Genomic DNA, 24,129 nt, shown 5'->3' on the forward strand with positions numbered 1-24,129 from the left:
ACCGGCCGCCGGCGCTATCCGATGCGTGTCCTGCCGCTCCGGTCAGGCGGCGCCGTAGGCGTGCAGGCGCGGGCCGTGCCTGCGCAGCCAGGACCGGCCGAAATCCGCGTGATCCGTCAGCGTATCGACCAGACGCCAGAAGCGGTCCGAGTGGTTCGGCTCCGCGAGATGGGCGACCTCGTGGGCCACGACATAGTCCAGCACCCCGGCCGGCGCGAGGATCAGCCGCCACGAGAAATTCAGATTCCCGGTCGTGCTGCACGAGCCCCAGCGGCTCTGCTGGTCGCGCACGGAAACCCGCGCCACCGTCCGGCCGATGCGGGCCGCCTTGTCGTGCGCCAGTCCGGCGATGCGGCGCCGGGCCTCGCGCCTGAGCCAGTCGTGCAGCCGGCGGGCGAAGAACTCGCGATCGCCCGAAACGATCAGCCGGCCGCCGTCCAGCACGACGCCGGCGCGCGCCTCCGGGTCATGGACCAGCAGGCGGTCCCGTCCGAGGACCGGCACCGTCCCGCCGGGTTCGAAGGGCATGGCTTCCGGCAGCAGCGCCAGCCGGTTGCGCAGCCACAGCGCCTTCTTCTCGGCGAAGGCCCGGCCCTCGGCGACCGACGCGCCCGGCGGCAGCACCAGTTCGGCCTCGCGCGCGTTGCGGTCGATCCGCAGCAGGATGCGCCGCGCCCGGGCGCTGCGCCGCACGCCCACCGTCACCGGCAGTCCGGCGGCGTCGAGCGTCAGGAAATCCGTCACGGGGGGAGCGGGCCGCCCGAAGCGTGGGCGGCGCGGATGAAGTCGCGGACCTGCGGACAGATCAGTTCGCGCCAGCGGCGGCCGTTGAAAATGCCGTAGTGGCCGACGTCAGGCTGCAGGATGTGGCGGCGGCGGTCGTGCGGGATGCCGGTGCACAGGTCGTGCGCCGCCCGGGTCTGGCCGACCGCCGAAATATCGTCCAGTTCGCCTTCCACGGTGAGCAGGGCGGTGTTTTCGATCGCGGCCGGCTCGATCCTGCGCCCGCGCGAGACCCATTCGCCCCTGGGCAGGGCGTGCTGCCGGAACACGACATCGACGGTCTGGAGATAGAACTCCGCGGTCATATCCATCACCGACATGTATTCGTCGTAGAATTTGCGGTGCGCTTCGGCGCTGTCGCCGTCGCCCCGGATCAGATGCTCGAACAGCTTGAGATGGGCGCCGAAGTGGCGGTCGAAATTCATCGACATGAAGCCGGTGAGCTGGAGGAATCCGGGATAGACCCGCCGGTTGAATCCTTCGTAGCCGAACGGCACCCGGGTGATGACCGAGCGCTCGAACCAGCCGAGGCTGTGCCGCTTGGCGAAATCGTTGACCCGGGTCGGGTTGATCCTCGTATCGACCGGCCCGCCCATCAGCGTCATGGACGCCGGCCGGCACGGGTCGCCGTCTGCCGCCATCAGGGAAACCGCGCCCAGCACCGGCACCGAGGGCTGGCACACCGCGACGACATGGGCGCCGGGACCGAGCCGTTGCAGGAAGGCGATGACGTGGTCGACATAATCGTCGAGATCGAACCGGCCCCGCGAAACCGGCACCCGGCCGGCGTCGATCCAGTCGGTGATGTAGACGTCGTGCTCCGGCAGCAGGGCGGCGACCGTGCCGCGCAGCAGCGTGGCGTGATGGCCCGACATCGGGGCGACGACGAGAACCTTCAGATCGTCGCCCGCCGCGGAACCGCCCGCATCGCGCCGGAAATGCAGCAGGTTGCAGTGCGGCCGGGCCTCGACGATCTCTTCCGTCACCGCAACCGGCGCGCCGCCGATCCGGGTTCGGTCCAGGCCCCAGGCCGGCTTCTCGTAGCGCCGGGTGACGCGCTCGAACAGTTCGCAGCCGGCGGCGACGCCGCGGAAGAACCGGCTCTCGGTGAACGGAAAGTCCGGATTGGTCAGGAAACTCCGGCCGGCGACCGCCATCGTGCGCATCGGGGCAAAGGCGGCGAGCTGCCAGTCGTACAGGGAATAGAGCATGAGCGGTGCGCTCCCGGCCGCCGTTGTTTCGGATCCGAACTCTTCCGGAGGCACTGTGCCGCCCGGCCCCCCTGTTGCACTGCAACAAACCACGCTGCGGTGCGCTGCACAACGATTTAACGCATTATCGGCATTCACGGATTCGATAGCGGCTGCCGCTTCGTCCGTCTGCGGCCAAGAGAACCAATTGTGCCGCCCCGGATCTCCGCCGCGCTCCGTCCGGGGCGGCAATGGAGGGATGGGTAACGACGTCGATTATCGCAATGGCCGTGGGCCGCGGACGCATAGTCAGGAACATCAACCCTTTTCAAACCCTCCCCTACGAACGGATCGACGCGCGCGGCCGGCCCGGCGTCAGCGCAAACCACCCACACCATATCCGTTAAGCAGGTTGAGCATCCAGCGGGCGCCCCGGCCCGGCTCCTCGACCAGGTCCATCTGGGTCAGGGAGCTGTTGCCGATGGTCAGGCTGAGCGCCATCGCCGAGGGCAGATCGAAGGCGCCGACGAGCGCCGCCCGGATCGTCCCGCCGTGGGCGACGGCGACGATGTCCCGCCCGCGATGCTCGGCGGACAGCCGCTGCACCGCAGCGCCGATCCGCCGGCGCAGGTCGTTGAAGCTCTCGCCGTTCGGCGGCGCCTTGTCCAGAACGCTCATCCAGAAGCCGTAAAAGCCGCCGTGTTTCTCGTAGGCCGGCGCGCGCGGCGTGCCCTGCCAGTCGCCGAAATGCTGCTCGGCCAGGTCCCGGTGATGGGCGACCTCGGGCAGCGGATAGCCGGCCGCGCCGATGGCGGCCGCGGTCTGGTGGGTGCGCCGGAGATGGGAGGAGACCCACACCGCGTCCGGCGGCAGGGCTTTGGCGAGGGCGCGGTGGGCCGCCATGTCCCCGGTATCGGCCTCCAGGTCCGCCTGGCCGTAGAAGCGGCCGCCGTCGTCGATGACCGGCGCGTGGCGGACCCACCACCACCGGGTTACGGTTACAGTCATGCCGGAAACCTCGTGCTCGATCAACTGACGGCGACCACCGTTACGATGACCGCAAGTTCAGACTTGATGCGCAGGGTGTGGAGAAGGTTCCTGTCGCGCGGCATCCCGAACAGGTCTGCGGACACGAAGACCAGTGCGCCGACGATCAGGCTCACGGCCGCCGCCAGCAGGGCCGTCCACAGGCCGAGGAACAGGATGGCGAGCAGCAGGGCGGCGGCGGCGCTGATCCACAGGGCGACGTTGCCGCCCCTGTCGGACCGGGGGTTATCGCGTTGGGCGTCGAACAGCGGATCGGCGTCGCCGTCCCCGCCCGGCAGGGTCGCGAGCGCCATGGTCGCGGTCGAAAGGACCTGCGCGGCGAGCAGCGCGGCAAGCATGGCGGTGAGCGGCGCCAGGGCGGCGAGGCCGGCAATCCGGGCGAGCAGCACGGCGCCGACGGCGGCCGCAACAACGGCAAAACGCGCGTCGGAGCCTTCCTCCGCGCCGGCAAGGTTCGCAGCCGCAGCGGCTGCGGCGCCCTCGGCCCGGGCATGGGAGAGCGTAGCGAGCGTGACCGCGGCGAACACGGCGGCGCCGAAGGCCTGGAGGCCGAGGAGATCGGCGAGCCAGGCGAACAGGGCCGCCGCCAGGCCGAGCGCCAGGCCGACCAGGACGAAGGCGCGGCGGCTGTCCGCCTCGGCGGCCCGGCCGATCTCGCCGCGCCGGCCGAACGGCCAGCCGGTCAGGATGATCGCGGCGTTGCGGCAGTCGCGAAACCAGCCGCCGCCTTCGAGCGGGCCGCCGCCACTCTTCCTCGACAGGCCGAGCCAGGAGTCCGGATCGTCGCCGCGCTCGCCCTTGGGATCGTCGGTACTCATCGTCCCGCTTCCTCATGTGCGCCCGGCCGGCCCCGGTCGAACCGCGCCTGCCGGGGCCGGCCGGGCACTTCGATCCGGATTATAGGCTATCCCGCCCGGTGCCGACAGGACCAGCCCGTCCGTACGGCCGGCGCCTGTCCGAATCGGTTGTAGGGGAGGGTTTGAAACCCTCCCCTACGGTCCCTCCGGCGGGCTCTGTGTCCGGAACGCCGCCTATTCTCCGATCTGCAGGATCAGGCCGCGTTCGCGCGCGGAGCGGAAGAAGCGCAGGAAAACGACGACGGAAATGGTGAGGTAGATGGCGTTCAGGGCGACGGCGTTGACCAATAGATCGGTCCGGAAGGTCTCGTCGACCAGGACCGCCCGCATCCCCTCGAAGACATGGGTCGACGGCAGGATTCCGGCGATCCATTGCAGCCAGTCCGGCATGACCGACAGGGGATAGTAGATGGCGCTGAACGGCGCGACCGCGAAGATCGCGAACCAGGCGATGCTCTCCGCGCCCAGGCCGTAGCGCATCAGCAGGCCGCACACGACCAGCCCGAACGACCAGCCCATGACCTGGAGGTTGGCGAAGAAGGCGATCAGCGGCAGCCCCATGTCGAAGATCGAATAGGCGTAGAGCCAGATCGCGAGCAGGGCGGCGGGGATCACCCCGATCAGCACGCGGATCGCCGACATCAGCGTCAGCGCGGCGACGAATTCGCCGGGCCGGAGCGGGCTGACGAACAGGTGGCCGAGGTTGCGCGACCACATTTCCTCCAGGAAGGACAGGCTGACGCCGAGCGAGGCGCGGAACAGCACGTCCCACAGCAGGACGGCAGCGATCAGCACCCCGGCGGCCTGGACGAAAAACCCGGACTTGCTCGCCAGGAAGATCGTGAGAAAGCCCCACATGATCATCTGCAGGGTCGGCCAGTAGGCCATTTCCAGGATGCGCGGCCACGACCCGCGGTAGAGATAGACGTAGCGCAGCACCATCGCCCGGATGCGCCGCCATGTGGCGAACGCGCCCCGGGTCCCGGCGGCAGCGGACCCGCTCATGCCGCCCTGCCCTTTTGTTCGGGGCCCTTTTGCTCGTCGCGCCGGTCTGCACGGTGCCGGTTGCGCGCGATGTCGAGAAAGACATCCTCCAGATTGGCGCGGCCGTAGCGGCGGATCAGTTCGGCCGGGCTGCCCTGGTCGACGATCCGGCCGGCGCGCATCATCATCACCCGGCCGCACAGGCGCTCGACCTCGGCCATGTTGTGCGAGGCGAGCAGGATGGTGGCGCGGCGCGTATCCCGGTAGGTTTCGAGATAGGTCCGGATCCGGTCGCCGGTATCCGGGTCGAGCGAGGCGGTCGGTTCGTCGAGCAGCAGGACGTCCGGCTCGTTGAGCAGCGCCTTGGCGAGCGCCAGCCGGGTCCGCTGCCCGGCGGACAGCGTGCCGCTCGGCCGGTCCATGAAGGCAGTCAGGTCCAGCTCCTCGGCCAGTTCGCCGATCCGCCGCGCCGCCCGCCCGATGCCGTAGAGCCCGGCGTAGACCTTCAGGTTCTCCCGCGCGGTCAGGCGCTTGGGCAGGTCGACATAGGGCGAGGAGAAATTCATCCGCGGCAGGGCATCGTAGCGATGCGTCAGCATGTCGACGCCGAGCACCGAAATCCGCCCCCTGGTCGGCAGGAGCAGGCCCAGGATCATCGAGATCGTCGTGGTCTTACCCGCGCCGTTGCCGCCGAGCAGCGCCGCCGTCGTGCCCTCCGCCACGCTGAACGACAGGCGGTTGACGGCCAGCACGTCGTCGTAGGATTTGGTCAGCTTGGAGACCCGTATGGCGGGGGGCGGCGCTTCGGCCTGGGCCACGCTCACCGCTCTGCCGCCGGAAACTGCATCAATCGCCTTGCGAACATCGCCTGTCTTCGCCAGTACTGAGGCCCGTTACCGAACCCTGCTTCCGGGCGGTCGGGCCCGGAAGCAATTCGCCCCCGGAAGCAGTTCGCCCCCGAAGGGGCCATGACAGCCGGACAATGAGATCCAAACTCGCCGCGATCCAGCGCTTCACCGCCCCGAAACCGGGGCGGGTGCGCCTGCGGACGCTCGTCTACATAAGGTGGTTCGCTGTCGGGGGACAGTTGGCGGCGGTGCTGATCGTCAATTTTGGGCTGAACTACCCGCTGCCGCTGCTCGCCTGCCTGGCAACGGTCGCCGTCTCGGCGGCGGTCAATATCGGCATCATGCTGACCCGGCCGATGAGCGGCACGCTCTCCGACCGGTCCGCGGCGCTCTGGCTGACCTACGATATCCTGCAATTGTCGACGCTGCTCTATCTCACCGGCGGCCTGCAGAATCCGTTTGCTGTGATGCTCCTCGCTTCGGTGGTGGTCTCGGCCTCGGTCCTGTCGCGCATCAGCACGCTCAGCCTCGGCCTGCTCGTCGCGGTCTGCATCAGCGTGCTCGCGTTCCGGTACGAACCGCTGCCGGGGCCGGAGCCGCTTCTCGAACTGCCGGTGTTCTATGTGCTGGGCGTCTGGCAGGCGCTGGTGATCGGTGGCCTGTTCATCGCCGCCTTCGTCGGCAGCGTCGCCGAGGAGGGCCGGCGCATGCAGGATGCGCTGAACGCGGCGCAGGTGGCGCTGGAACACGAGCAGCGCCTGTCGTCGCTCGGGGGGCTGGCCGCGGCGGCGGCCCACGAGCTCGGCACGCCGCTGGCGACGATTGCGGTCACCGCAAAGGAGCTGAGCCACGATCTGAAGCCCGGCAGCCCGATGGCAGAGGATGTCGAGCTGATCCTGGAACAGACCGGCCGCTGCCGCGAAATCCTGATGGAGCTGAGCCGCCAGCCCGAGACCGAGGGCGGCGAGCCCTACAGCCGGCTGCCGCTCAGCACCATGCTCGCCGAAGCCGCCCGGCCGTACCTGACCGCGACCGTCAATCTGACATACGATTTCCGCCCGGTCGGCGAGGCGCTGGGCAGCCCCGAGCCGGTCCTGACCCGCAGCCCGGAATTCCTCCGCGCCGTCGGCACCCTGATCCAGAACGCCACCCAGTTCGCCGAGGCCGAAGTCATCCTGCGGGCACGCTGGGACGACGAAACGGTGACCGTCGAGATCATCGACGACGGCCCCGGATTTTCGGCGCACTTGCTAGACCGCCTCGGCGAGCCTTATGTTTCGACTCGTGCCGGTGCGGACGGCGAAGGCGAGCATATGGGGCTGGGCGTGTTCATCGCCCAGAACCTGCTCAATCGTACGGGCGCCACACTCCGGTTCGCCAATCAGGATTGGTGGGACTGGTGGGGGGCCGGCGCCATCGTTCGGATAACCTGGCCGCGCCGGGAGCTCGAACACGCAACTTCGGAGACCGGACGTGTCGGAGAACACGCAGGACAGTAAAGGAAAACTTCTGGTCGTTGACGACGACCGCCCCCTGCGGCAGCGCCTGATCCTGGCGATGGAGCGGCGCGGCTTCAGCGTTGTGGCGGCCGAAAGCGCCGCCCAGGGCGTCGCCTGCGCCAAGTCGGAAATGCCGGACTACGCGGTGATCGACCTGCGCCTGGGCGACGGCAGCGGCCTCGACGTCGTGGCCGCCCTGCACGAGGTCAAGCCCGACTGCCGCGTCATCATGCTGACCGGCTATGGCAACATCGCGACCGCCGTCGCCGCCGTGAAAGCCGGCGCCGTGGACTACCTGCCCAAGCCGGCCGACGCCGACCAGATCGAGGCGGCGCTCCTGAATACCGACCGGCCGCTGCCCGGCCCGCCGGAAAACCCGATGTCGGCCGACCGGGTGCGCTGGGAGCATATCCAGCGGGTCTACGAGCAGTGCGACCGCAACGTGTCGGAAACCGCCCGCCGGCTGAACATGCACCGGCGCACGCTGCAGCGCATCCTCAACAAATACGCCCCGCGCGAAACGCCGAACAACTAGGGGTGGTCAGGTGGGTGTGACGTGCCGCGAAACGCGCAGCGCTGCAACCACAATCCCCTCCCTCGGATTCCTCTGCGAAAGGGGCACTAACCGAATCCCCCTCCCCTTGGGGGAGGGGGAAATTGTGCAGACCGGACAGATGGGTAACTGTCTGGACCGGATACATGGGTAACAGGTCCGATGACCGGCGAAGAGAAACTTGCCGACCGGCGCAAGAGGACGGGAACGGCGATCGAGCCCGATGCAGACCCGGAATTCGATCCGGATACCGCGCCGGACCTGTCGCGCGAGGGATGGCCGGACAAATTCGACAGAGCCAAAGTCAACCGGAACCGTCCGCCAGACCCGCCGCCTACTTCCCCGGCGGTTTGATCATGCGGCCCAGCGGCTGGCCGCCGAACAGGTGGACGTGGAAGTGCGGCACTTCCTGCAGCCCGTGCTCGCCGATGTTGGTGAGCGCCCGGTAGCCGCCGTCCGTAATGCCGAGCATCTGCGCCGTCTCGCCGAGCGCGCGCACGAAGCCCTCGATCTCGTCGGCCGGGGCGTTGGCCGCGAAGTCGGTCAGGTCGGCGTAGGCGCCCTTCGGGATGACCAGGACATGGACCGGCGTCTGCGGGTTGATGTCCCGGAAGGCCAGCGCATGATCGTTCTCGTGAACCCTGTCGCAGGGAATCTCGCCGCGCAGGATTTTGGCGAAGATGTTGTTCGGATCGTAGCTCATCGGCGGGCCGGTCTCGCGCTAGTGCGGTTTTTCTGTCTCTTCGTTATGGGCCGTTATGGGGTCCGGGCGGCTTTCTCGGCAAGGCCCGACGTGCCTTCGCGCCGCTCCAGTTCACGCCACACCCGATCCGGCGTCACGCCGCAGGCCGCCCACAGCACCAGCAGGTGATAGAGCAGGTCGGCGCTCTCGGCCGCCAGCGCGTCGGGGTCTTCCGCCATGGCGGCGAGGATGGCCTCGACCGCTTCCTCGCCGGTCTTCTTCGCCACGGCCGGAACGCCGCCGGCGAGCAGCCGGGCGGTCCAGGAGGACGCCGGATCCGCGCCGCGCCGGCTCTCGACAGTTTCATACAGAACGTCCAGCACATGCCGGGCGCCTGAATTGCTTTGGGCATCGCGTTGGGCGTCGCGCGCGCTCACGCCGCTTCCTCCGTTGCTTTCTTTATTGCCGCTTTCGGGGCCGCTTTCGGGGCCGCTCTCGGGGCCGCTTCCGGGGCCGCACGGTGCGGGCGCACCGGCACGCCGGCCGCCGCCATATGGGCCTTGGCCTCGGCGATGGTATAGGTGCCGAAATGGAAGATGGAGGCCGCGAGCACCGCCGAGGCGCGGCCCTGCGTGACGCCCTCGACCAGATGGTCGAGCGTGCCGACGCCGCCGGACGCGATCACCGGAACCGGCACCGCATCGGCGATCGCCCGGGTCAGTTCCAGGTCGAAGCCGGCCTTGGTGCCGTCCCGGTCCATCGAGGTCAGCAGCAGTTCGCCGGCGCCGTAATCCGCCATGCGCCGGGCCCAGGCGACGGCTTCGATCCCGGTCGGCGTGCGCCCGCCATGGGTGTAGATCTCGAAATCGCCGGCGTTGGGGCCAACCGTCGTCCGCTTGGCGTCGATGGCGACCACGATGCACTGGCGGCCGAACTTGTTGGCGGCTTCCTGCACGAAGTCCGGCCGGTGCACGGCGGCGGTGTTGATCGAGACCTTGTCCGTGCCGGCGAGCAGCAGCTTGCGGATGTCCTCAACCTCGCGCACGCCGCCGCCGACGGTCACCGGCATGAAGCAGGAGGCGACCGTGCGGTCGACGACGTCGTAGATCGTGTCGCGGTTTTCGTGGCTCGCCGTGATGTCCAGGAAGCACAGTTCGTCTGCGCCTTCCCGGTCGTAAAGCTTCGCCTGCTCGACCGGATCGCCGGCATCGACCAGGTCGACGAAGTTCACGCCCTTGACGACGCGGCCGTCCTTGACGTCGAGGCAGGGGATGATGCGGGTCTTCAGCATGCCGTCACCGGATGGGCCGGCGGGCGCGTCGCGGCGGCACTGCCGGCAGCGCGGCGATCATGCGCGAGCGCCGGCGAAAAGAAAAGTCCGGCCGCCGGTAACGGCCGGACCGGATGGATGACCGCCCGGATGCCTTACGGCTGCGGAACGTAGCGGAGATACGGCTTCTCCGTGCGCCAGCCGTCCGGATACTTCTCCTTCGCGGCCTCGTCGGACACCGCGGGCACGATGATGCATTCCTCGCCATGCCGCCAGTCGGCCGGGGTCGCCACCTGGTGCGCCGCCGTGAGCTGGCAGGAATCGATCAGCCGGAGGATTTCGTTGAAGTTGCGGCCTGAGCTCATCGGATAGGTGAGCGTCGCCTTCACCTTCTTGTCGGGGCCGACGATGAAGACCGAGCGCACGGTGGCGTTGTCCGCCGCGGTCCGCGCCTTCGCCTCGCCGCGCGCATTCGGGTGCAGCATGTCGTAGAGCTTGGCCACGGTCATCTCGGTGTCGCCGACCAGCGGGTAGGTCACCGCCGCGCCCTGGGTTTCCTCGATATCGTTCTTCCAGGCGTTGTGGTCCTCGACGGAATCGACCGACAGGCCCATGACCTTGCAGTTCCGCTTGTGGAATTCCGGCATCAGGCGCGCCACGCTGCCCAGTTCGGTGGTGCAGACCGGGGTGAAGTCCTTGGGATGCGAGAACAGCACGCACCAGCCGTCGCCGACATAATCGTGGAACGTGATCTCGCCTTCGGTCGTGTCGGCGGTAAAGTTCGGCGCCTCGTCGCCAATTCTGACAGCCATCGTCTTCTTCCTCCATCGCTCGGCAGGCGGACGCCGGCTGCAGCGCCCAGCGCTCCGCCCGGTTTGGCAAACGCCCGGATGAACTAATATGCGCAGGCAGTGGATCAAACGGCGTCGGCCGATTCGCCCGACAGGCCGGCATAGCGCTGGACGACGCGCGGCGAGGGATGCGCGTCGAAGCCCTGTTCGAAGGCAAGCGTCGCCAGGCGGCCCTCGAAGACCGACCGCAGTTCGCCGTCCCGCAGCAGGAAATCCGGGTTGCGCGGCCGGCCGTAGGCCTCGTTGCCCACCATGAAGGTCTCGTAGATCAGCCGCCCGCCCGGCTTCAGCAGCGCCGGCAGATGCGGCAACAGCGGGCGGTGCAGGTAATTGCAGACGATGACGATGCCGAACGGTCCGGCAGCGCCGACGGCCCGCACCGTTGCATCGGCGTCGCCGGACTCCAGGTCCATCTCCAGCGCGGCGATGCCCGTGTCTTCCGCGGCCAGAGCGGCCAGCGCGCCGGTTTCCCGGTCCACGGCGGTCACCCGCCAGCCGCGCGCGCGGGCGAGCTTCGTGTGGCGCCCCTTGCCGGCTGCGAGGTCCAGGAGACGGCCGCCGTCCGCCGGAGCCGGCGGCAGGAAGCGCGACACCCAGGGGCTGGGCGCCGCCAAGGCCGGTTCGGGTTTCGCCGGTTCCGGTCTCGCCGGTTCAGTCATCGCGCCGCCGGGCCTTCCGTTGACGCGCAAAAATCCCTAAATGCATGCTATGACGCGCGAACGCCGCGAACAGGGGCGTTGCTGCATGCAGGGTACGCGATGATCCGTTACACCGTCCGCTGCGAGGCCGGCCACGAATTCGAAGGCTGGTACAGGGATTCGAAGACCTACGAAACCCTGCAGGCTGCCGGTGCGGTCTCCTGCCCGGACTGCGGCTCGGTCAAGGTGCGCCGCGCCCCGATGGCCCCGGCGCTCTCCGGGACCAAGGCGACCCGGCATGATGGGCCGGCGCCTGCCGATCCCCCAGACGCCGACAGAGGCGGGGACGGGTCCGATACGCCTGCCTCGCCCCCGATCCCTTCGCCCGGGCCCGCCGGGCCGCCGGCGCCCGTCTCGCGCCCGGTCTCGCATGAGGACGCCAAGCGCATCCATGTCATGGGCAAGATCCGCGAGGCGATGGTGGAAATGCGCCGGCACGTGGAGAAGAATGCCGACTATGTCGGCCCGAAATTCGCCGACGAGGCGCGCAAGATCCACCATGGCGAGACCCGGGAGCGCAGCATCTACGGCGAGGCGACGGACGCCGAATCCGAGGCCCTGCGCGACGAGGGCATCGAGTTCGGCCGCATCCCCTGGGTCTCCAAGACCGACGCCTGAGCGTCTTCCGGCGCGCCGCAGGTTCCTCGCAAATCCCGCCCCGCCGACGCGCCCGGCTCAATAATTGTGCCTGCCGCCGTCGATGTTGAATGTCTGTCCGGTCACGAAGTCGCTGTCTTCGCTCGCCAGGAACAGCAGCGTCCCGATCAGGTCTTCCGACACCATCTCCCGCTTGATGGCGCGCGCCTGCAACGTCGGCGCGCGGGCGACGTGAAGATCGGGGTGGTTCCGCACGCCTTCGGTCTCGACCAGGCCGGGCGCGATGCAGTTCACCTTGATGTTCTTGTCGCCGAATTCCCGCGACGCCGAACGCGTGAAGGCGATGACCGCGCCTTTCGAGCAGACATAGTGCGCGATGCCGGGCCCGCCGTAGAAAAAGGTGCCCGAACTGATATTGATGATCTTGCCCCCTCCGTTCTTGAGCATGCTGGGAACGACGGCCTTGGTGGTCTGGAACGTGCCCCGCATGTTAACCGTCATCACCCGGTCCCATTCCTCGTTCGTGAGCTGCATGATCGGGGTCAGGCGCAGCTCCGAGAAAAGCCCCGCGTTGTTGACCAGGATATCGATCGGCCCGAACGCCGATTCGGCAGCCTCGACGAGACCCGAAAGCGACGCGTCGTCGGTCACGTCGGCGATCCTGCCGATCGCCTCGCCGCCGGCGCCCGTTATCGCGTCGACCACGCGGGACGGATCGGCGATATCCGATACCACCACCCGGGCGCCCTCCGCCGCGAGCGCTTTCGAATAGGTCTCCCCGATGCCCTGGGCGGCGCCGGTGACGACCGCGACCTTGCCATCCAGTCTGCTCATTCCAGTCTCTCCTTTGTTGGTCCGGCCGTCCTGTCATCCCCAGCGCCCCTTGGCAAGCGCGAAGGCGCAGGCCTGAATCGTCGTCGGGGCGAGGCCGCCGCTCCGGAGCAGTGCGACCCAGACCGTCTCCGACGATTGCCGGACGAACCGATCGCCTAAAATGGCGGGATGAGGAAACTCTATTCGTTGCTGGACATCAGGTTCGAGACATCCAGGTTCTCGCCGATCCGGTGGAACGGACGGCCCGAATCGCTGACCGCGATGACGACCACGATCTCGTCGCCGCGCGGGGCGTCGGTGACCGAGACCTGCATGGCGTCGAAATGGCTGAACGTCCACATTTCGTCCTTGTGATGCAGCGGGCAGTCGATCACCGTGCCCGGCCCGCCGATCTTCTTGGTCGACGGCATGATCGACTTCGCCGGCCCGACGATCGCGCGCACCGGCTTGCCCATCGTGGGGTGCATCACCGCCGCCGCGTGCTCGCGCTCGCCTTTCACGCCGACGATCGCCGCCTTGCCGTAGCTCGCGACCGACGCCCCGTCGATGCCGAGCGCGTCCATCGCGCGCTGCACCAGGAGAGCGCCGAGTTCGGCGCCGGCCTGCTGCAGTTCTTCCAGTTCCTCGTCGTAGACCCCGGCATAGGGGTTCGCGATCACCGCGATGGCCGCGGCCTGGCGGGCCGCCGGCTCCACCGGCCGGTCGAGCTCGCGCCTTGTCTCCTCGACGACGGTGACGATCTTGCGGATCTTCATCCCGTTTTCTCCCGATCGTGGCAGTCATGGCTGGTTCGGGGCACTATGCCACCGCCGATCCCCGTTGCAACGCCCGCGTTCGGCCTGCAAGCCTGCCTCCCCTGTCGTAAATCCGGGGTGCTCCGGTCCGGCCGGGCCGCCGCAAACCGAATGAGCGATTTTGCACCGAGAGCCCAGCATCGCCGATGGAGCGCCGATAAATGAAGCCCGAAACACTGACCTTCCACAGCATCGATGTGCGCGCCGTGGTTCTCAAGCTGCGGCGCCCGGTCGTCGCCAGGATCGCGACCATTACGGAATGGCCGCTTATCCTGATCGATTTGAAGACCGGGGAAGGGATCGTCGGGCGCAGCTATCTGGAGCCCTACATCGTCAAGTCGATGCACTATCTCGTGCCCGCCCTGCACGACCTGGCGGCGATGCTCGAGGGCCGGACGCTGGCGCCGGCCGAACTCTACGAGACCGCGCGAAAGTCGCTGCACTTCGTCGGCTACGAAGGCCTGTCGATGATCGCCGTTTCCGGCATCGACATGGCGGTGTGGGACGCGCTGGCCAAGGCCGCCGGCATGCCGCTCTGCACCCTGCTCGGCGGGTCGCCCGGCCCGGTGCGCGCCTACAACAGCAACGGGCTCTGGCTCATGTCGCCGTCCGAAGTTGCCGCCGAGGCCGTCGAGATCCGCGACGAAGGACAGTTCGAAGGCCTGAAACTGCGTCTCGGCCGGGACAATCCCCGGGACGACCTCGCCACGATCGATGCGGTTCGCCGGTCGGTCGGCGAAGACATGCATCTGATGATCGATTTCAACCAGGGCCTCGACATGGCGGAGGCCCTGCGCCGGTGCCACATGCTCGACGATCTGGGCCTCGCCTGGCTGGAAGAGCCGGTCGTCTACGACAATTTCGACGGCTGCGCCCAGCTCGCCCGGGAGCTCAGGACGCCCCTGCAGATCGGCGAGAATTTTTACGGGCCCCGCGATCTGCACCGGGCGTTGCGTGCGCAGGCCTGCGATTATGTCATGCCGGATTTCATGCGCATCGGCGGCGTTACCGGATGGATGCGCGCGGCGGCCATCGCCGGCGCGGCCGGCGTCCCGGTGTCGACGCATCTCTATCCCGAGGTCGGCGCCCACATGATGCGGGTGACCGAGACCGCCCACTGGCTGGAGTGGCAGGACTGGGCCGAACCGATCCTGCAGAAGCCCTACGAGGTCAGGGACAGCCATCTGCACATCCCGGACGTCCCCGGCGTGGGCCTGGAGTGGAACGAGGATGTCGTCGCCAGGAACCTGTACGAGGGTTGACCGCCGGGAAACCTACGCCGTTCCCGTCCGCCGGCCCGCGTAAGGCCCCGCTGCCTGGCCCCTGTAGCCGGGACAGCCGCCTCCCCACCCCCGGGGGCGTTGCTCGGAACCGGCCCCGCGGCGTATCGAAGGGCGGACGGCACACCCGTTACGAGCCCGTTACGAGAAAACAGGCGCATCCTTGGCCTCATCCGCTCCTTCCGCCGCACCGGACGGCGGCGTTACCCATCGCCGCGTGCTCCGGCTCGCCGTGCCGATCATCCTGGCGAATATCGGCCAGCCGCTGCTCGGCGCGGTCGATACCGCGGTCATGGGGCACCTGCCGTCGCCGGCCTATATCGGCGGCGTCGCCGTCGGCGCGCTGATCTTCAGTTTCCTGTACTGGGCCTTCGGCTTCCTGCGCATGGCGACCACCGGCTTCGTCGCGCAGGCGCGCGGCGCCGGCGACCATCAGGAAATCCGCAACGTCGCGCTGCGCACGGCCCTGCTGGCGGCGGCGCTCGGACTCGCCATCGTTGCGTTGCAGGCGCCGGCGCAGTGGTTCGCCTTCTGGGCCGTGGAGGCGCCGCCGCGGGTCGAAGGCCTGGCCGGCGCCTATTTCGACATCCGGGTCTGGGGCGCGCCGGCGGCGCTGCTGGTCTACGTCTGCATCGGCTGGCTGATCGGCATGGAGCGGACCGGCACGGTCCTCGCGCTCACCCTCTACATGAACGGCCTGAACATCGCGCTCGACCTGCTGTTCGTGCCGGTCTTCGGCTGGGGCATCGAGGGCGTAGCGCTGGCGACCCTGATCGCCGAGGTCTCGACCGCGGCCATCGGCCTGGCCGTCGTCGCGCGGCTGCATCGGCCGCTCGGCGGGCGCTGGCGCCTGCGCCGGCTGTTCGCGGACCGCAGCCGGACGGCCGGGCTGCTGCGCGCCAACGCCGATATCTTCCTGCGCACCCTGTGCCTGATCTTCGGCTTCGCCTGGTTCACCGCCCAGGGCGCGAAGCTGGGCGAGACGGTGCTGGCGGCCAACGCCGTGCTGTTCCACTTCTTCCTGCTGATCGGCCACGGCTTGGACGGCTTCGCCTTCGCCGCCGAGGCGCTGGTCGGCGGCGCCATCGGCGGCCGGAACCGGGCGCAATACCGCGCTGCCGCCCGGCTGACCACCCTGTGGGCGGGGATCGTCGCGGCCGGCTTCGCGCTGGCCTATCTCGCCGTCGGCGGCCTGGTTATCGATACGCTGACCGACATCGCGGAGGTGCGCGAGACGGCCCGGGCCTACCTGCCCTGGGCCATCGCGATCCCGCTCGCCGGCGTGTGGAGCTTCCAGCTCGACGGCATCTTCATCGGCGCGACCCGGACCCGCGAAATGCGCAACGGCATGGCGCTGGCGCTCGCCGTCTACCTGGCGGCCGGCCATGCGCTGCTCGACCTCTGGGGCAACGACGGGCTGTGGCTGTCGCTCTACGTCTTCCTGCTCGCCCGGGCGGCCTTTCTGCTGCTCTGGCTGCCGCGCATCGCCGCGTCCTTCGAGACGGGCGTTTCGAGACGGCGCTAGCGCGCCTCCTCAACGCCCTCCTCAGGATGAAGCCGAACGTGTCGAGCCAAAAAACCTCTTCATCCTGAAGAGGGGCTGAGGAGCGGTGCGAAGCACCGCGTCGCGAAGCCCCATCTCGAAGGACGGAAATCCATCTTGAAATTGCCTTGTTTGCGCGCATCTATAGCGGCGGCACGGCGAACGGGTGCGAATCCTGCGCCCGGTTCGGAGCCTCTTGCGTTCCGTCCGTCGCCGCCCGGCCGGTTTGTTCAAGCCGTTCAGCCGGGTTTTTTGCACCTATCGCTGCACCTGCCCACTACACGTGTCAGGCGTTGGACCGAATGATCGAAGTTCAGTCGCTTACCAAGCATTTCGGCCCGATCCGGGCGGTCGACGACGTTTCCTTTTCGGTCGAGCGGGGCGAGGTGCTCGGCTTTCTCGGCCCGAACGGCGCCGGCAAGTCGACGACCATGAAAATGATCACCGGCTTCATCACCCCGACGGCCGGCACCGCCGCCGTGTGCGGCCACGACATCCGCACCGCGCCGATCGCCGCCAAGTCCCGCATCGGCTACCTGCCGGAAGGCGCGCCGCTCTACGCCGACATGACGGCGCGGAGCTTCCTGAACTTCATCGGCGCCAGCCGCGGCCTGGGCGGCGCCGAACGCGCCGGGGCGGTCGACCGGGTCGTCGAGATCGCGCAGCTCGATACGGTGCTCGACCAGCCGATCGAGACCCTGTCGAAGGGCTTCACCCGGCGGGTCGGCCTGGCCCAGGCGCTGCTGCACGATCCGGACGTGCTGATCCTGGACGAGCCGACCGACGGCCTGGACCCGAACCAGAAGCACCATGTGCGCCAGGTCATCAACGACATGGCGCCGGACAAGGCCATCGTCATTTCGACCCACATTCTCGAAGAGGTCCACGCGGTGTGCAGCCGGGCGATGATCATCGCCCAGGGACGGCTGCTGGCCGACAGCACGCCCGCCGAACTCGAAGCGCGGGCGCAGCACCACAATACCGTCACCCTGCGCACCCTCGCCATGCCGTCCGCCGAAGAGCGCGCCGCGCTCGGGCAGCTCGACGGTGTGCTCACGGTCGAGGAAGGCGGCTCGGCCGGCGAGCCGGTGTTCCGGGTCATCCCCCGGGAGGGCGCGAGCGTGCTGCCGGCGGTAACTGCCTTCGTCGCCGAAAAGGGCTGGAAGGTCGACGAATTGCGCCTGGAGCAGGGCCGGCTGGACGACGTGTTCCGCGAACTGACCGCCCCCGGCGCGGCCGGTGACGGCGCTGCCGGCAGCGGTGCGGAGGCTGCGCAATGAGCGCCGCCCGCACCGTCGCCGTCGTCTTCCGGCGCGAGTTCGCCGCCTATTTCGCCAGTCCGGTCGCCTATGTCTTCCTGATCGTCTTCCTGGCCCTGGCCGGGGCGCTGACCTTCTTCTTCGGCAACTTCTTCCTGCGCAACCAGGCGGATCTGGACGCCTTCTTCGTCTTCCACCCCTGGGTCTACCTCTTCCTGATGCCGGCGATCGCCATGCGGCTGTGGGCCGAGGAGCGCAAAACCGGGACGGTCGAGCTGCTGTTCACCCTGCCGATCGCGACCTGGCATGCCGTTATGGGCAAATTCCTGGCGGCCTGGCTGTTCGCCGGCATCGCGCTGGCGCTGACCTTCCCGATCTGGCTCACCGTGGCGAGCCTGGGCGCGCCCGACCACGGGCCGATCGCCGCCGGCTATCTCGGCAGCTTCCTGATGGCCGGCGGCTATCTCGCCATCGGCTCCTGCCTGTCGGCGACGACCAGGAACCAGGTCATCGCCTTCGTGCTGGCGGCGATCGTCTGCTTCGTCTTTTCGATGGCGGGGGCAGAGGTCGTGCTCGGCCTGATCCGGGATTTTCTGCCCCAGGACTTCGTCAACCTGGTCGCGTCCTTCAGCTTCCTGAACCATTTCGCCGAAATGCGCAAAGGCGTGATCGACCTGCGCAACCTGCTCTACTTCCTCTCGGTCATCGGCGTGTTCCTTTTCGCGACCGTGCTCGTCCTCGACCTCAAGAAGGCGGAGTAGGCCGATGGCGTTCCTCAACGACCGGCGCAGCCTCACGATCGCCACCCTGATCGTCGCCTTCGTCTTCCTGTTCGCCTTCAACGCCTTTGTCGGCAACGCCCTTGTCGGAATCGCAGGGCGCAACGTCTCGGTCGATCTGACCGAGGACGCGGAGTTCACCCTGTCCGACGGAACCGTGCGGGTGCTGAAATCGCTCGAAGAGCCGGTCGTCCTGCGCCTGTTCCTCTCGCCCGCGCTGGTCGACCGGGTGGCCAGCTACGGACCGGCGGCGGAGCGGGTGCGCAACCTGCTGGAGCGCTATGCCGCCCTGGCGGACGGCAAGATCCGGCTGGAGACCTACCGGCCCGAGCCCTACTCGGTCGACGAGGACAAGGCCGAGGCCTACGGCATGGAAGGCGTGCCGATCGATGCCAGCGGAACGCTGGTCTATTTCGGCCTCGCCGGGACCAACACGGTGGATGCGGAAGAAAAGATCGCCTTCTTCCATCCGTCGCGCCAGCGCTTCATCGAATACGACATCACCCGGCTGGTCTACAGCCTGGGCGTGAAGAAGAAGGTCGTCGGCCTGATCGCCAGCCTGCCGATCGACGGCACCTTCAGCATGCAGGGCGGCATGCAGCAGCCCTGGCCGATCATGGACGAGATCAAGAAGCCCTTCGAGGTCGAGACGATCGACGAAAGCAAGGGCAGTATCCCGGACAATGTCGACGTCTTGATGATCGTCCATCCGCGGAGCCTGTCGGACAAGGCGCTCTACGCCATCGACCAGTTCGTCCTCAAGGGCGGCAAGGCGCTGATCGCGCTCGATCCGGTGCCGGAGACGGCGCCGCGGCGCCGCACCTTCATGGGCGCCGGGCCGGTCCCGCCCGGTTCGGACCTGCCCAGGCTGCTCAAGGCCTGGGGCGTCGACTATGACAAGGAGGCCGTCGCGACCGACGCCAACCGCTTTATCCGGATACCCTATAACTTCCAGGGCCAGACGGTCAGCGTGCCCCACATCGGCTATCTGGAACTGCGCGAGGAGGACCGCAGCGCGGCCGACCCGGTCACCGCCCGGATCAAGACCCTGATCTTCGGCATTCCCGGCCACTTCGCGAAGGCCGAGGGCGGCAGCACAACCGTCACGCCGCTGGTGACGACGACCGACATCGCCGCCGCCGGAAAGTCCGCGGACTACCGGCAGCAGCCGGACCTGCTCAGCCTCTACCGGAACTATGTCCCCGGCGACCGGAAACTGTGGCTTGCGGTGCGTGTCACCGGCAACGCGGACAGCGCTTTCCCGAAAGGGCCGCCGATCGACGAGGAAGCCGGGAAATCGGACAAGAAGGACGATAGCGACAAGGCCGCCGGAGACGACGCAAAGAAAGCGGAAAAACCTGTTCATATCGCAAAGTCGCAAAAGCCGCTGAACCTCATCCTGGTCGCCGATGCCGACTTCATGGAAACCGGTTTCTGGGCCCAGAAAGCCAATGCCGGCGAGGGCGCGGTGTATGTGCCGTTCGCCAACAACGCCGACTTCGTCGTCAACGCGCTGGACGACCTTGCCCGCCCCGAACCCCTGATCGGCCTGCGCGGGCGCGGCGCGCCGGTCCGGCCGTTCACGGTGGTCGACGATCTGCGCAAGGCGTCCGAGAACAAGCTGCGCGCCAAACAGCTCGAACTGTCGCAACAGCTCGAAGACCTCAGGAAGAAAATCGCCGATACCCGGACCAGGGCCGGGGACGGCAAGACCGTCCTCACCGCGGAGCAGGAGGAAACGCTGCGCGGCTATCTGGCGAAATTCATCACCGTCCGGCAGGAGCAGCGCGCCGTCCTCGCCGACCTGCGCAAGGATGTCGAGGCGCTGGAGGCGCGCACGAAATTCTACAATATCGCGCTGATCCCGCTGATCGTCGCGGTGCTCGCCATCATGGTCGCGGTCTGGCGCGCCCGCCGGCGCCGCCGGCGCTACGAAACCGCCTGAGCGCGTCTTCGCTTCGGAACCGCCCCACAACGATCCCGCAACGATCCCGCAACGATAATGCCGTCATGAACAAAACCGGCTTCCTGATCCTGACTGCCGTGACCGCCGCCCTGATCGCCGGCGCGGCGGCGCTGCGGCCGGCGGCGACCACCACCGGGCCTGCGGCGGGCGCCCGGTTCTTCCCGAACCTGGACGCGAAGGCGGTCAACGCGGTGGACCGCCTGCGCGTCACCGCCGAGGGCAAGAATTTCACCCTCGATCGCAAGGCCGGCACATGGATCGTCCGGGAGAAAGGCGGCTATCCGGCGACGTTCGCCAGGGTAAAGGAGGCGCTGGTCTCGCTGTCGCAGCTCAAGCAGTTCGAACGCAAGACCAGCGACCCGTCGCGCTACGACAAGCTCGATCTCGAGGATCCCGCGAAGAAGGGCGCGTCGTCCAAGCGGCTGACCGCTTTCGCCGGCGGCAAGGCCGTGGCCGACGTGATCGTGGGCAAGAGCAATGCCAAGGAAATCCTGTTCGGCCGCTCGCTGGTCTATATCCGCCTGCCCGGAGACAAGCAGAGCTGGCTTGCCGCGGGCGATCCGAAGCTGGCCGCCGAGATCGGCGACTGGCTCGACCGCAAGCTGCTCGACGTCAAGACCGGGCGGATCCGGGAAGCGGTCCTGACCGCCGCCGCCGGTACGGACAAGGACGCGGCCGAACCCGACCGGATTATCGTGGGCAAGGCGAAGGCCGGCGACGCCGAATTCGCCCTGCGCAATCTGCCGGACGACCGCGAAATCAAGGGCGAGCGCTTCCTGCGCTATATCGGCGAGAGCCTCGACAACCTGACGCTGGAGGATGTCAGGCCGGCCGGCGAGATCGATTTCGCCGGCAAGGCTGCGGGCGGCGCCGAGTTCAGGACCTTCGACGGCCTGGTCGTCACCGCAAGGCTCGCCCGGACCGGCAAGCCGGACGAGGACGACAAATACTGGATGACCTTCGAGGCTGCTGTCGACGAAGCGGCGCTGCTGAAGGACAAGCCGAAGGCCGAGTCGAAACTCAAACCGGCCGCCGAAGTCCGCAAGGAAGCCGCGGCGATCAACGCGCGGACCGCCGGCTGGGCCTACAAGGTCTCGTCCACGGTCACCCGCTTCCTGCGCTACACCATGGCCGACATCCTGAAACCGCCGGCGGAAAAGAAGGCCGGGGACGGTGCGGACTCCGAGACGCAGGAGAAGACAGAAGAGTAGCCCGCCGCCGCGTCCCGGCCGGTTCGGAATCGACTTTGTCTTTCACCGCGCGTCATATCGACCGGAGCCCCGGATTCAATCCGGGGCGGAGCGGAGATATCTTTCACGCGCGGTGCAGGATCCATTGCACTGTGCCGGAAAGATTTCTCCACTACGCGCCTGGCGGCGCTTCGGTCGAAATGACCGAAGGGAAAAGACGGCGCGGCTAAATTCAATCCGGGTCGCTGCCGGCTCTCGCCACCGCAAAACCGGCGGGCTATGATCCGACCATAGGGTTATATCGGCATGCCGCTGCGCCGCCGGCGCGGCCGCGGCGGATCGGGAGGAACGACATGGCCGGCGACTTCATCGACATTCCCGCCGCGGACGGCGGCACGTTCCAGGGTTATCTGGCCCTACCAGAGGGCGGCAAGGGCCCCGGCCTGATGATCCTGCAGGAAATCTTCGGCGTGAACGAAGCGATCCGCGCGACCTGCGATTACTTCGCCGAAGAGGGCTATGTCGTGCTCGCGCCGGACATGTTCCACCGGCTGGAGAAGCGGGTCGACCTCAGCTATTCCGACGACGAACGCGCCCGGGCGTTCGACTTTCTCGGCCGGTTCGATTTCGGAAAGGCGGTCGAGGACATGACCGCCGCCGTCGCGCATCTCAAGGGCATGGACGCGGTGCAGGGCCAGGGCAAGGGCGGCGCCACCCAGGTCGCGGCGCTCGGCTACTGCCTGGGCGGGGCGCTGGCCTACCAGGCGGCGGCCCATTGCGGCGTCGCGGCGGCGGCCAGCTACTACGGCGTGCAGATCGAGAAGCAACTGCACCTCAAGGACAAGATCGCCTGCCCGACGGTGCTGCATTTCGGCGGCGTGGACGAGCATGTGCCGATGGAAGCGGTCGAGCAGGTCCGCGAGGCTTTCGCGGACACGGACCATGTGCTGATCAACGTCTACGAGGGCGCCCCCCACGGCTTCGCCAACCGCTTCCGCGACAGCTACGACAAGGCCGCGGCCGGCATGGCGCATTCCCGCACCATCGCGCTGCTGCGCGGCACGATGGGGCCGGGCTACGACCTCGAGCATCTGTGGGATATGCACTGCTACTACGAGTTCGCGACCCGCGACGTCGACGCCACGATGGCGACGATGGTGGCGCAGCCCTACGTCAACCACATCCCGACCATGACCGGCGGCGTCGGCTATACCGAGCTGCACCGCTTCTACAAGAACCATTTCGTCAACGCGAACCCGGACGATACGGCGCTGATCCCGGTGTCGCGAACCGTCGGCGCAGACCGGGTGGTCGACGAGATGATCTTCGAATTCACCCACGACCGGGAGATCGACTGGATGCTGCCCGGCGTGGCGCCGACCGGCAAACGGGTGCGCATCCCGCTCGTCGCGATCATCAACTTCCGCGGCCCGAAGCTGTATCACGAGCATATCTACTGGGATCAGGCCTCGGTGCTGGTCCAGATCGGCGCGCTCGACGCGAAGGACCTGCCGACCGCGGGCATGGCGACCGCGGCGAAGATGCTCGACGAAACGCAGCCGTCCAACACGCTGATGGAACGCTGGGCCGAGAGCGCCCCGGCGGAAGCCGCCGAATAGGCCGGCCCCGGCCGACCGGATAAAACCCCAGGGAGGAAACCATGACCCATCTCGACCGCAGGCAGTTCCTGCACACCGCGGGCGCAGCCGGCGCCGCGACCGGCCTCGGCTCGCTGCTGTTCAACCGGGCGGCGGCGGCCGCCATCGGCGATACGCTGACCATCGCATACCATGTGCCGCTGCCGGCCTGGGACCCGACGACCGGCCTGTCCTCGGTCAACCCGCAGCTCATGTCGATCTACAAATGCGTGTTCGACCAGTATGTCGACCAGAACGCCGATCTGAGTTTCCGGCCCGGTCTGCTGACCAAGTGGGGCTGGACCGACGACAAGACGAAGATCCGCATGGAGGTGCGCCAGGGCGCCAAATGGTCGGACGGCACGCCGATCACGGCGCAGGATATCGTCTGGAACCTGCAGCGCGTCGCCAACCCGAAGACCGGCAACCCGGTATCCTTCGTCTGGGCGTCGGTCGCCAACCTGAAGGCGGAGGGCAACGTCGTCACCGGCGACGTCAAGCAGTATACGCCCGACCTGTTCAAGTGGATGGCGTTCCTGACCGCCTACGTCCTGCCGCCGCACCACTACCAGAAAGTCGGCAAGGCGGGCTTCGAGAAGCAGCCGATGGGCTCCGGCCCCTACACGGTGGACGAGTTCCAGCGCGGCTCCTTCGTGCGCCTGAAAGCGAACCCCAACTACTGGGGCGATCAGCCGGCCTTCAAGACCGTCGTGTTCAAGTTCGTCACCGATCCGGCGGCGCGCATCGCCGAGATCGAGAGCGGCCGGTCGGACCTCACCCTCAACATCCCGTTCGAGGAATACGACCGGCTGCGCGCCAAGGACGGCCTGGACGGCGTCGCGACGCCGGTCTCCGACATCGCCATGATCTTCTTCAACGATGTCGAGCCGATGACCGATATCAATGTCCGCAAGGCGGCTGTGATGGCGGTCAACAAGAAGGCGATCGTCGACCGGCTGCTGCGCGGCTACGGCGTGCCCATCGAGAC

24 protein-coding genes are annotated in these 24,129 nt (G+C 67.9%); 11 read left to right on the forward strand and 13 right to left on the reverse strand.

Translation table 11 applies throughout. The features are described from left to right. Positions 1 to 42: 42 nt before the first annotated feature. The 6 genes from OXM58_14300 to OXM58_14325 form a co-directional block, all read right to left on the reverse strand. Positions 43 to 744 (reverse strand): SprT family zinc-dependent metalloprotease, encoded by a 702-nt coding sequence (locus tag OXM58_14300; GenBank protein ID MDE0149539.1) that lies wholly within the window; start codon positions 742 to 744, stop codon positions 43 to 45. Beyond that, entirely contained in the window at positions 741 to 1,994 is a 1,254-nt protein-coding gene (phaZ, locus tag OXM58_14305) for a polyhydroxyalkanoate depolymerase (GenBank protein ID MDE0149540.1), read from the reverse strand. The genes OXM58_14300 and phaZ overlap by 4 nt, the downstream gene beginning before the upstream one ends. Positions 1,995 to 2,348: 354 nt before the next feature. After that, positions 2,349 to 2,981, reverse strand: a complete 633-nt coding sequence (locus OXM58_14310; protein ID MDE0149541.1) for a histidine phosphatase family protein — start codon at positions 2,979 to 2,981, stop codon at positions 2,349 to 2,351. A 20-nt stretch (positions 2,982 to 3,001) separates the two neighbouring features. Next, the gene (locus OXM58_14315; protein MDE0149542.1) at positions 3,002 to 3,838 is read right to left on the reverse strand and encodes a hypothetical protein; all 837 of its coding nucleotides are present in this window, start codon (positions 3,836 to 3,838) and stop codon (positions 3,002 to 3,004) included. 213 nt (positions 3,839 to 4,051) lie between these two features. Next, a complete protein-coding gene (locus tag OXM58_14320) occupies positions 4,052 to 4,882 on the reverse strand; it encodes an ABC transporter permease (protein MDE0149543.1) in 831 nt (276 codons plus the stop codon). Further along, complete coding sequence (locus OXM58_14325; protein MDE0149544.1) at positions 4,879 to 5,685, reverse strand: ABC transporter ATP-binding protein; 807 nt, start codon at positions 5,683 to 5,685, stop codon at positions 4,879 to 4,881. The genes OXM58_14320 and OXM58_14325 overlap by 4 nt, the downstream gene beginning before the upstream one ends. A 158-nt stretch (positions 5,686 to 5,843) precedes the next feature. Here OXM58_14325 and OXM58_14330 point away from each other — a divergent pair, with 158 nt between their 5' ends. Continuing rightward, positions 5,844 to 7,208 (forward strand): ActS/PrrB/RegB family redox-sensitive histidine kinase, encoded by a 1,365-nt coding sequence (locus tag OXM58_14330; protein ID MDE0149545.1) that lies wholly within the window; start codon positions 5,844 to 5,846, stop codon positions 7,206 to 7,208. Then, positions 7,183 to 7,743, forward strand: a complete 561-nt coding sequence (locus OXM58_14335; protein ID MDE0149546.1) for an ActR/PrrA/RegA family redox response regulator transcription factor — start codon at positions 7,183 to 7,185, stop codon at positions 7,741 to 7,743. The genes OXM58_14330 and OXM58_14335 overlap by 26 nt, the downstream gene beginning before the upstream one ends. 352 nt (positions 7,744 to 8,095) lie before the next feature. Here OXM58_14335 and OXM58_14340 read toward each other — a convergent pair whose 3' ends face one another. The 5 genes from OXM58_14340 to OXM58_14360 all read right to left on the reverse strand — a co-directional run bounded on the left by OXM58_14340 (position 8,096) and on the right by OXM58_14360 (position 11,223). Further along, on the reverse strand, positions 8,096 to 8,464 hold the full coding sequence (locus OXM58_14340; protein ID MDE0149547.1) for a histidine triad nucleotide-binding protein: 369 nt from the start codon (positions 8,462 to 8,464) through the stop codon (positions 8,096 to 8,098). Between the two features lie 53 nt (positions 8,465 to 8,517). Then, on the reverse strand, positions 8,518 to 8,880 hold the full coding sequence (locus OXM58_14345) for a phosphoribosyl-ATP diphosphatase (GenBank protein MDE0149548.1): 363 nt from the start codon (positions 8,878 to 8,880) through the stop codon (positions 8,518 to 8,520). Further along, the gene (gene hisF / locus OXM58_14350; protein ID MDE0149549.1) at positions 8,877 to 9,734 is read right to left on the reverse strand and encodes an imidazole glycerol phosphate synthase subunit HisF; all 858 of its coding nucleotides are present in this window, start codon (positions 9,732 to 9,734) and stop codon (positions 8,877 to 8,879) included. Before hisF ends, OXM58_14345 begins: the two co-directional genes overlap by 4 nt. 134 nt (positions 9,735 to 9,868) lie before the next feature. Continuing rightward, a complete protein-coding gene (locus tag OXM58_14355; protein MDE0149550.1) occupies positions 9,869 to 10,525 on the reverse strand; it encodes a peroxiredoxin in 657 nt (218 codons plus the stop codon). A gap of 104 nt (positions 10,526 to 10,629) precedes the next feature. Next, positions 10,630 to 11,223 (reverse strand): SAM-dependent methyltransferase, encoded by a 594-nt coding sequence (locus OXM58_14360; GenBank protein ID MDE0149551.1) that lies wholly within the window; start codon positions 11,221 to 11,223, stop codon positions 10,630 to 10,632. A 99-nt stretch (positions 11,224 to 11,322) separates the two neighbouring features. Between OXM58_14360 and OXM58_14365 the strand changes: the two genes are divergently transcribed. After that, positions 11,323 to 11,880, forward strand: a complete 558-nt coding sequence (locus tag OXM58_14365) for a DUF1178 family protein (protein MDE0149552.1) — start codon at positions 11,323 to 11,325, stop codon at positions 11,878 to 11,880. A 57-nt stretch (positions 11,881 to 11,937) separates the two neighbouring features. On the opposite strand, the gene OXM58_14370 is transcribed toward OXM58_14365, so the two are convergent. Together OXM58_14370 and OXM58_14375 are read right to left on the reverse strand one after the other, a co-directional pair. After that, the gene (locus OXM58_14370) at positions 11,938 to 12,693 is read right to left on the reverse strand and encodes a 3-oxoacyl-ACP reductase FabG (protein ID MDE0149553.1); all 756 of its coding nucleotides are present in this window, start codon (positions 12,691 to 12,693) and stop codon (positions 11,938 to 11,940) included. Positions 12,694 to 12,872: 179 nt separating this feature from the next. Beyond that, the gene (locus OXM58_14375; GenBank protein ID MDE0149554.1) at positions 12,873 to 13,448 is read right to left on the reverse strand and encodes an amino acid synthesis family protein; all 576 of its coding nucleotides are present in this window, start codon (positions 13,446 to 13,448) and stop codon (positions 12,873 to 12,875) included. A 200-nt stretch (positions 13,449 to 13,648) separates the two neighbouring features. On the opposite strand from OXM58_14375, the gene OXM58_14380 reads away from it, so the two are divergent. From OXM58_14380 to OXM58_14415, 8 genes are all read left to right on the forward strand, one after another. Then, positions 13,649 to 14,749, forward strand: a complete 1,101-nt coding sequence (locus OXM58_14380; GenBank protein ID MDE0149555.1) for a hypothetical protein — start codon at positions 13,649 to 13,651, stop codon at positions 14,747 to 14,749. Between the two features lie 181 nt (positions 14,750 to 14,930). Then, on the forward strand, positions 14,931 to 16,292 hold the full coding sequence (locus OXM58_14385; protein MDE0149556.1) for an MATE family efflux transporter: 1,362 nt from the start codon (positions 14,931 to 14,933) through the stop codon (positions 16,290 to 16,292). Between the two features lie 320 nt (positions 16,293 to 16,612). Beyond that, positions 16,613 to 17,590, forward strand: a complete 978-nt coding sequence (locus OXM58_14390; protein ID MDE0149557.1) for an ATP-binding cassette domain-containing protein — start codon at positions 16,613 to 16,615, stop codon at positions 17,588 to 17,590. After that, the gene (locus tag OXM58_14395; GenBank protein ID MDE0149558.1) at positions 17,587 to 18,330 is read left to right on the forward strand and encodes a heme exporter protein CcmB; all 744 of its coding nucleotides are present in this window, start codon (positions 17,587 to 17,589) and stop codon (positions 18,328 to 18,330) included. The genes OXM58_14390 and OXM58_14395 overlap by 4 nt, the downstream gene beginning before the upstream one ends. Positions 18,331 to 18,334: 4 nt before the next feature. Continuing rightward, positions 18,335 to 20,293, forward strand: a complete 1,959-nt coding sequence (locus tag OXM58_14400; protein ID MDE0149559.1) for a Gldg family protein — start codon at positions 18,335 to 18,337, stop codon at positions 20,291 to 20,293. Between the two features lie 65 nt (positions 20,294 to 20,358). Then, positions 20,359 to 21,525, forward strand: coding sequence for a DUF4340 domain-containing protein (locus OXM58_14405; protein MDE0149560.1), 1,167 nt, complete (start codon positions 20,359 to 20,361; stop codon positions 21,523 to 21,525). Positions 21,526 to 21,857: 332 nt separating this feature from the next. Continuing rightward, a complete protein-coding gene (locus OXM58_14410; protein ID MDE0149561.1) occupies positions 21,858 to 23,123 on the forward strand; it encodes a dienelactone hydrolase family protein in 1,266 nt (421 codons plus the stop codon). Positions 23,124 to 23,164: 41 nt separating this feature from the next. Further along, the coding region (locus OXM58_14415; GenBank protein ID MDE0149562.1) for an ABC transporter substrate-binding protein at positions 23,165 to 24,129 on the forward strand (965 nt) is incomplete at its 3' end.

Source organism: Rhodospirillaceae bacterium (assembly GCA_028819475.1).
In the GTDB taxonomy this organism is placed as follows: domain Bacteria; phylum Pseudomonadota; class Alphaproteobacteria; order Bin65; family Bin65; genus Bin65.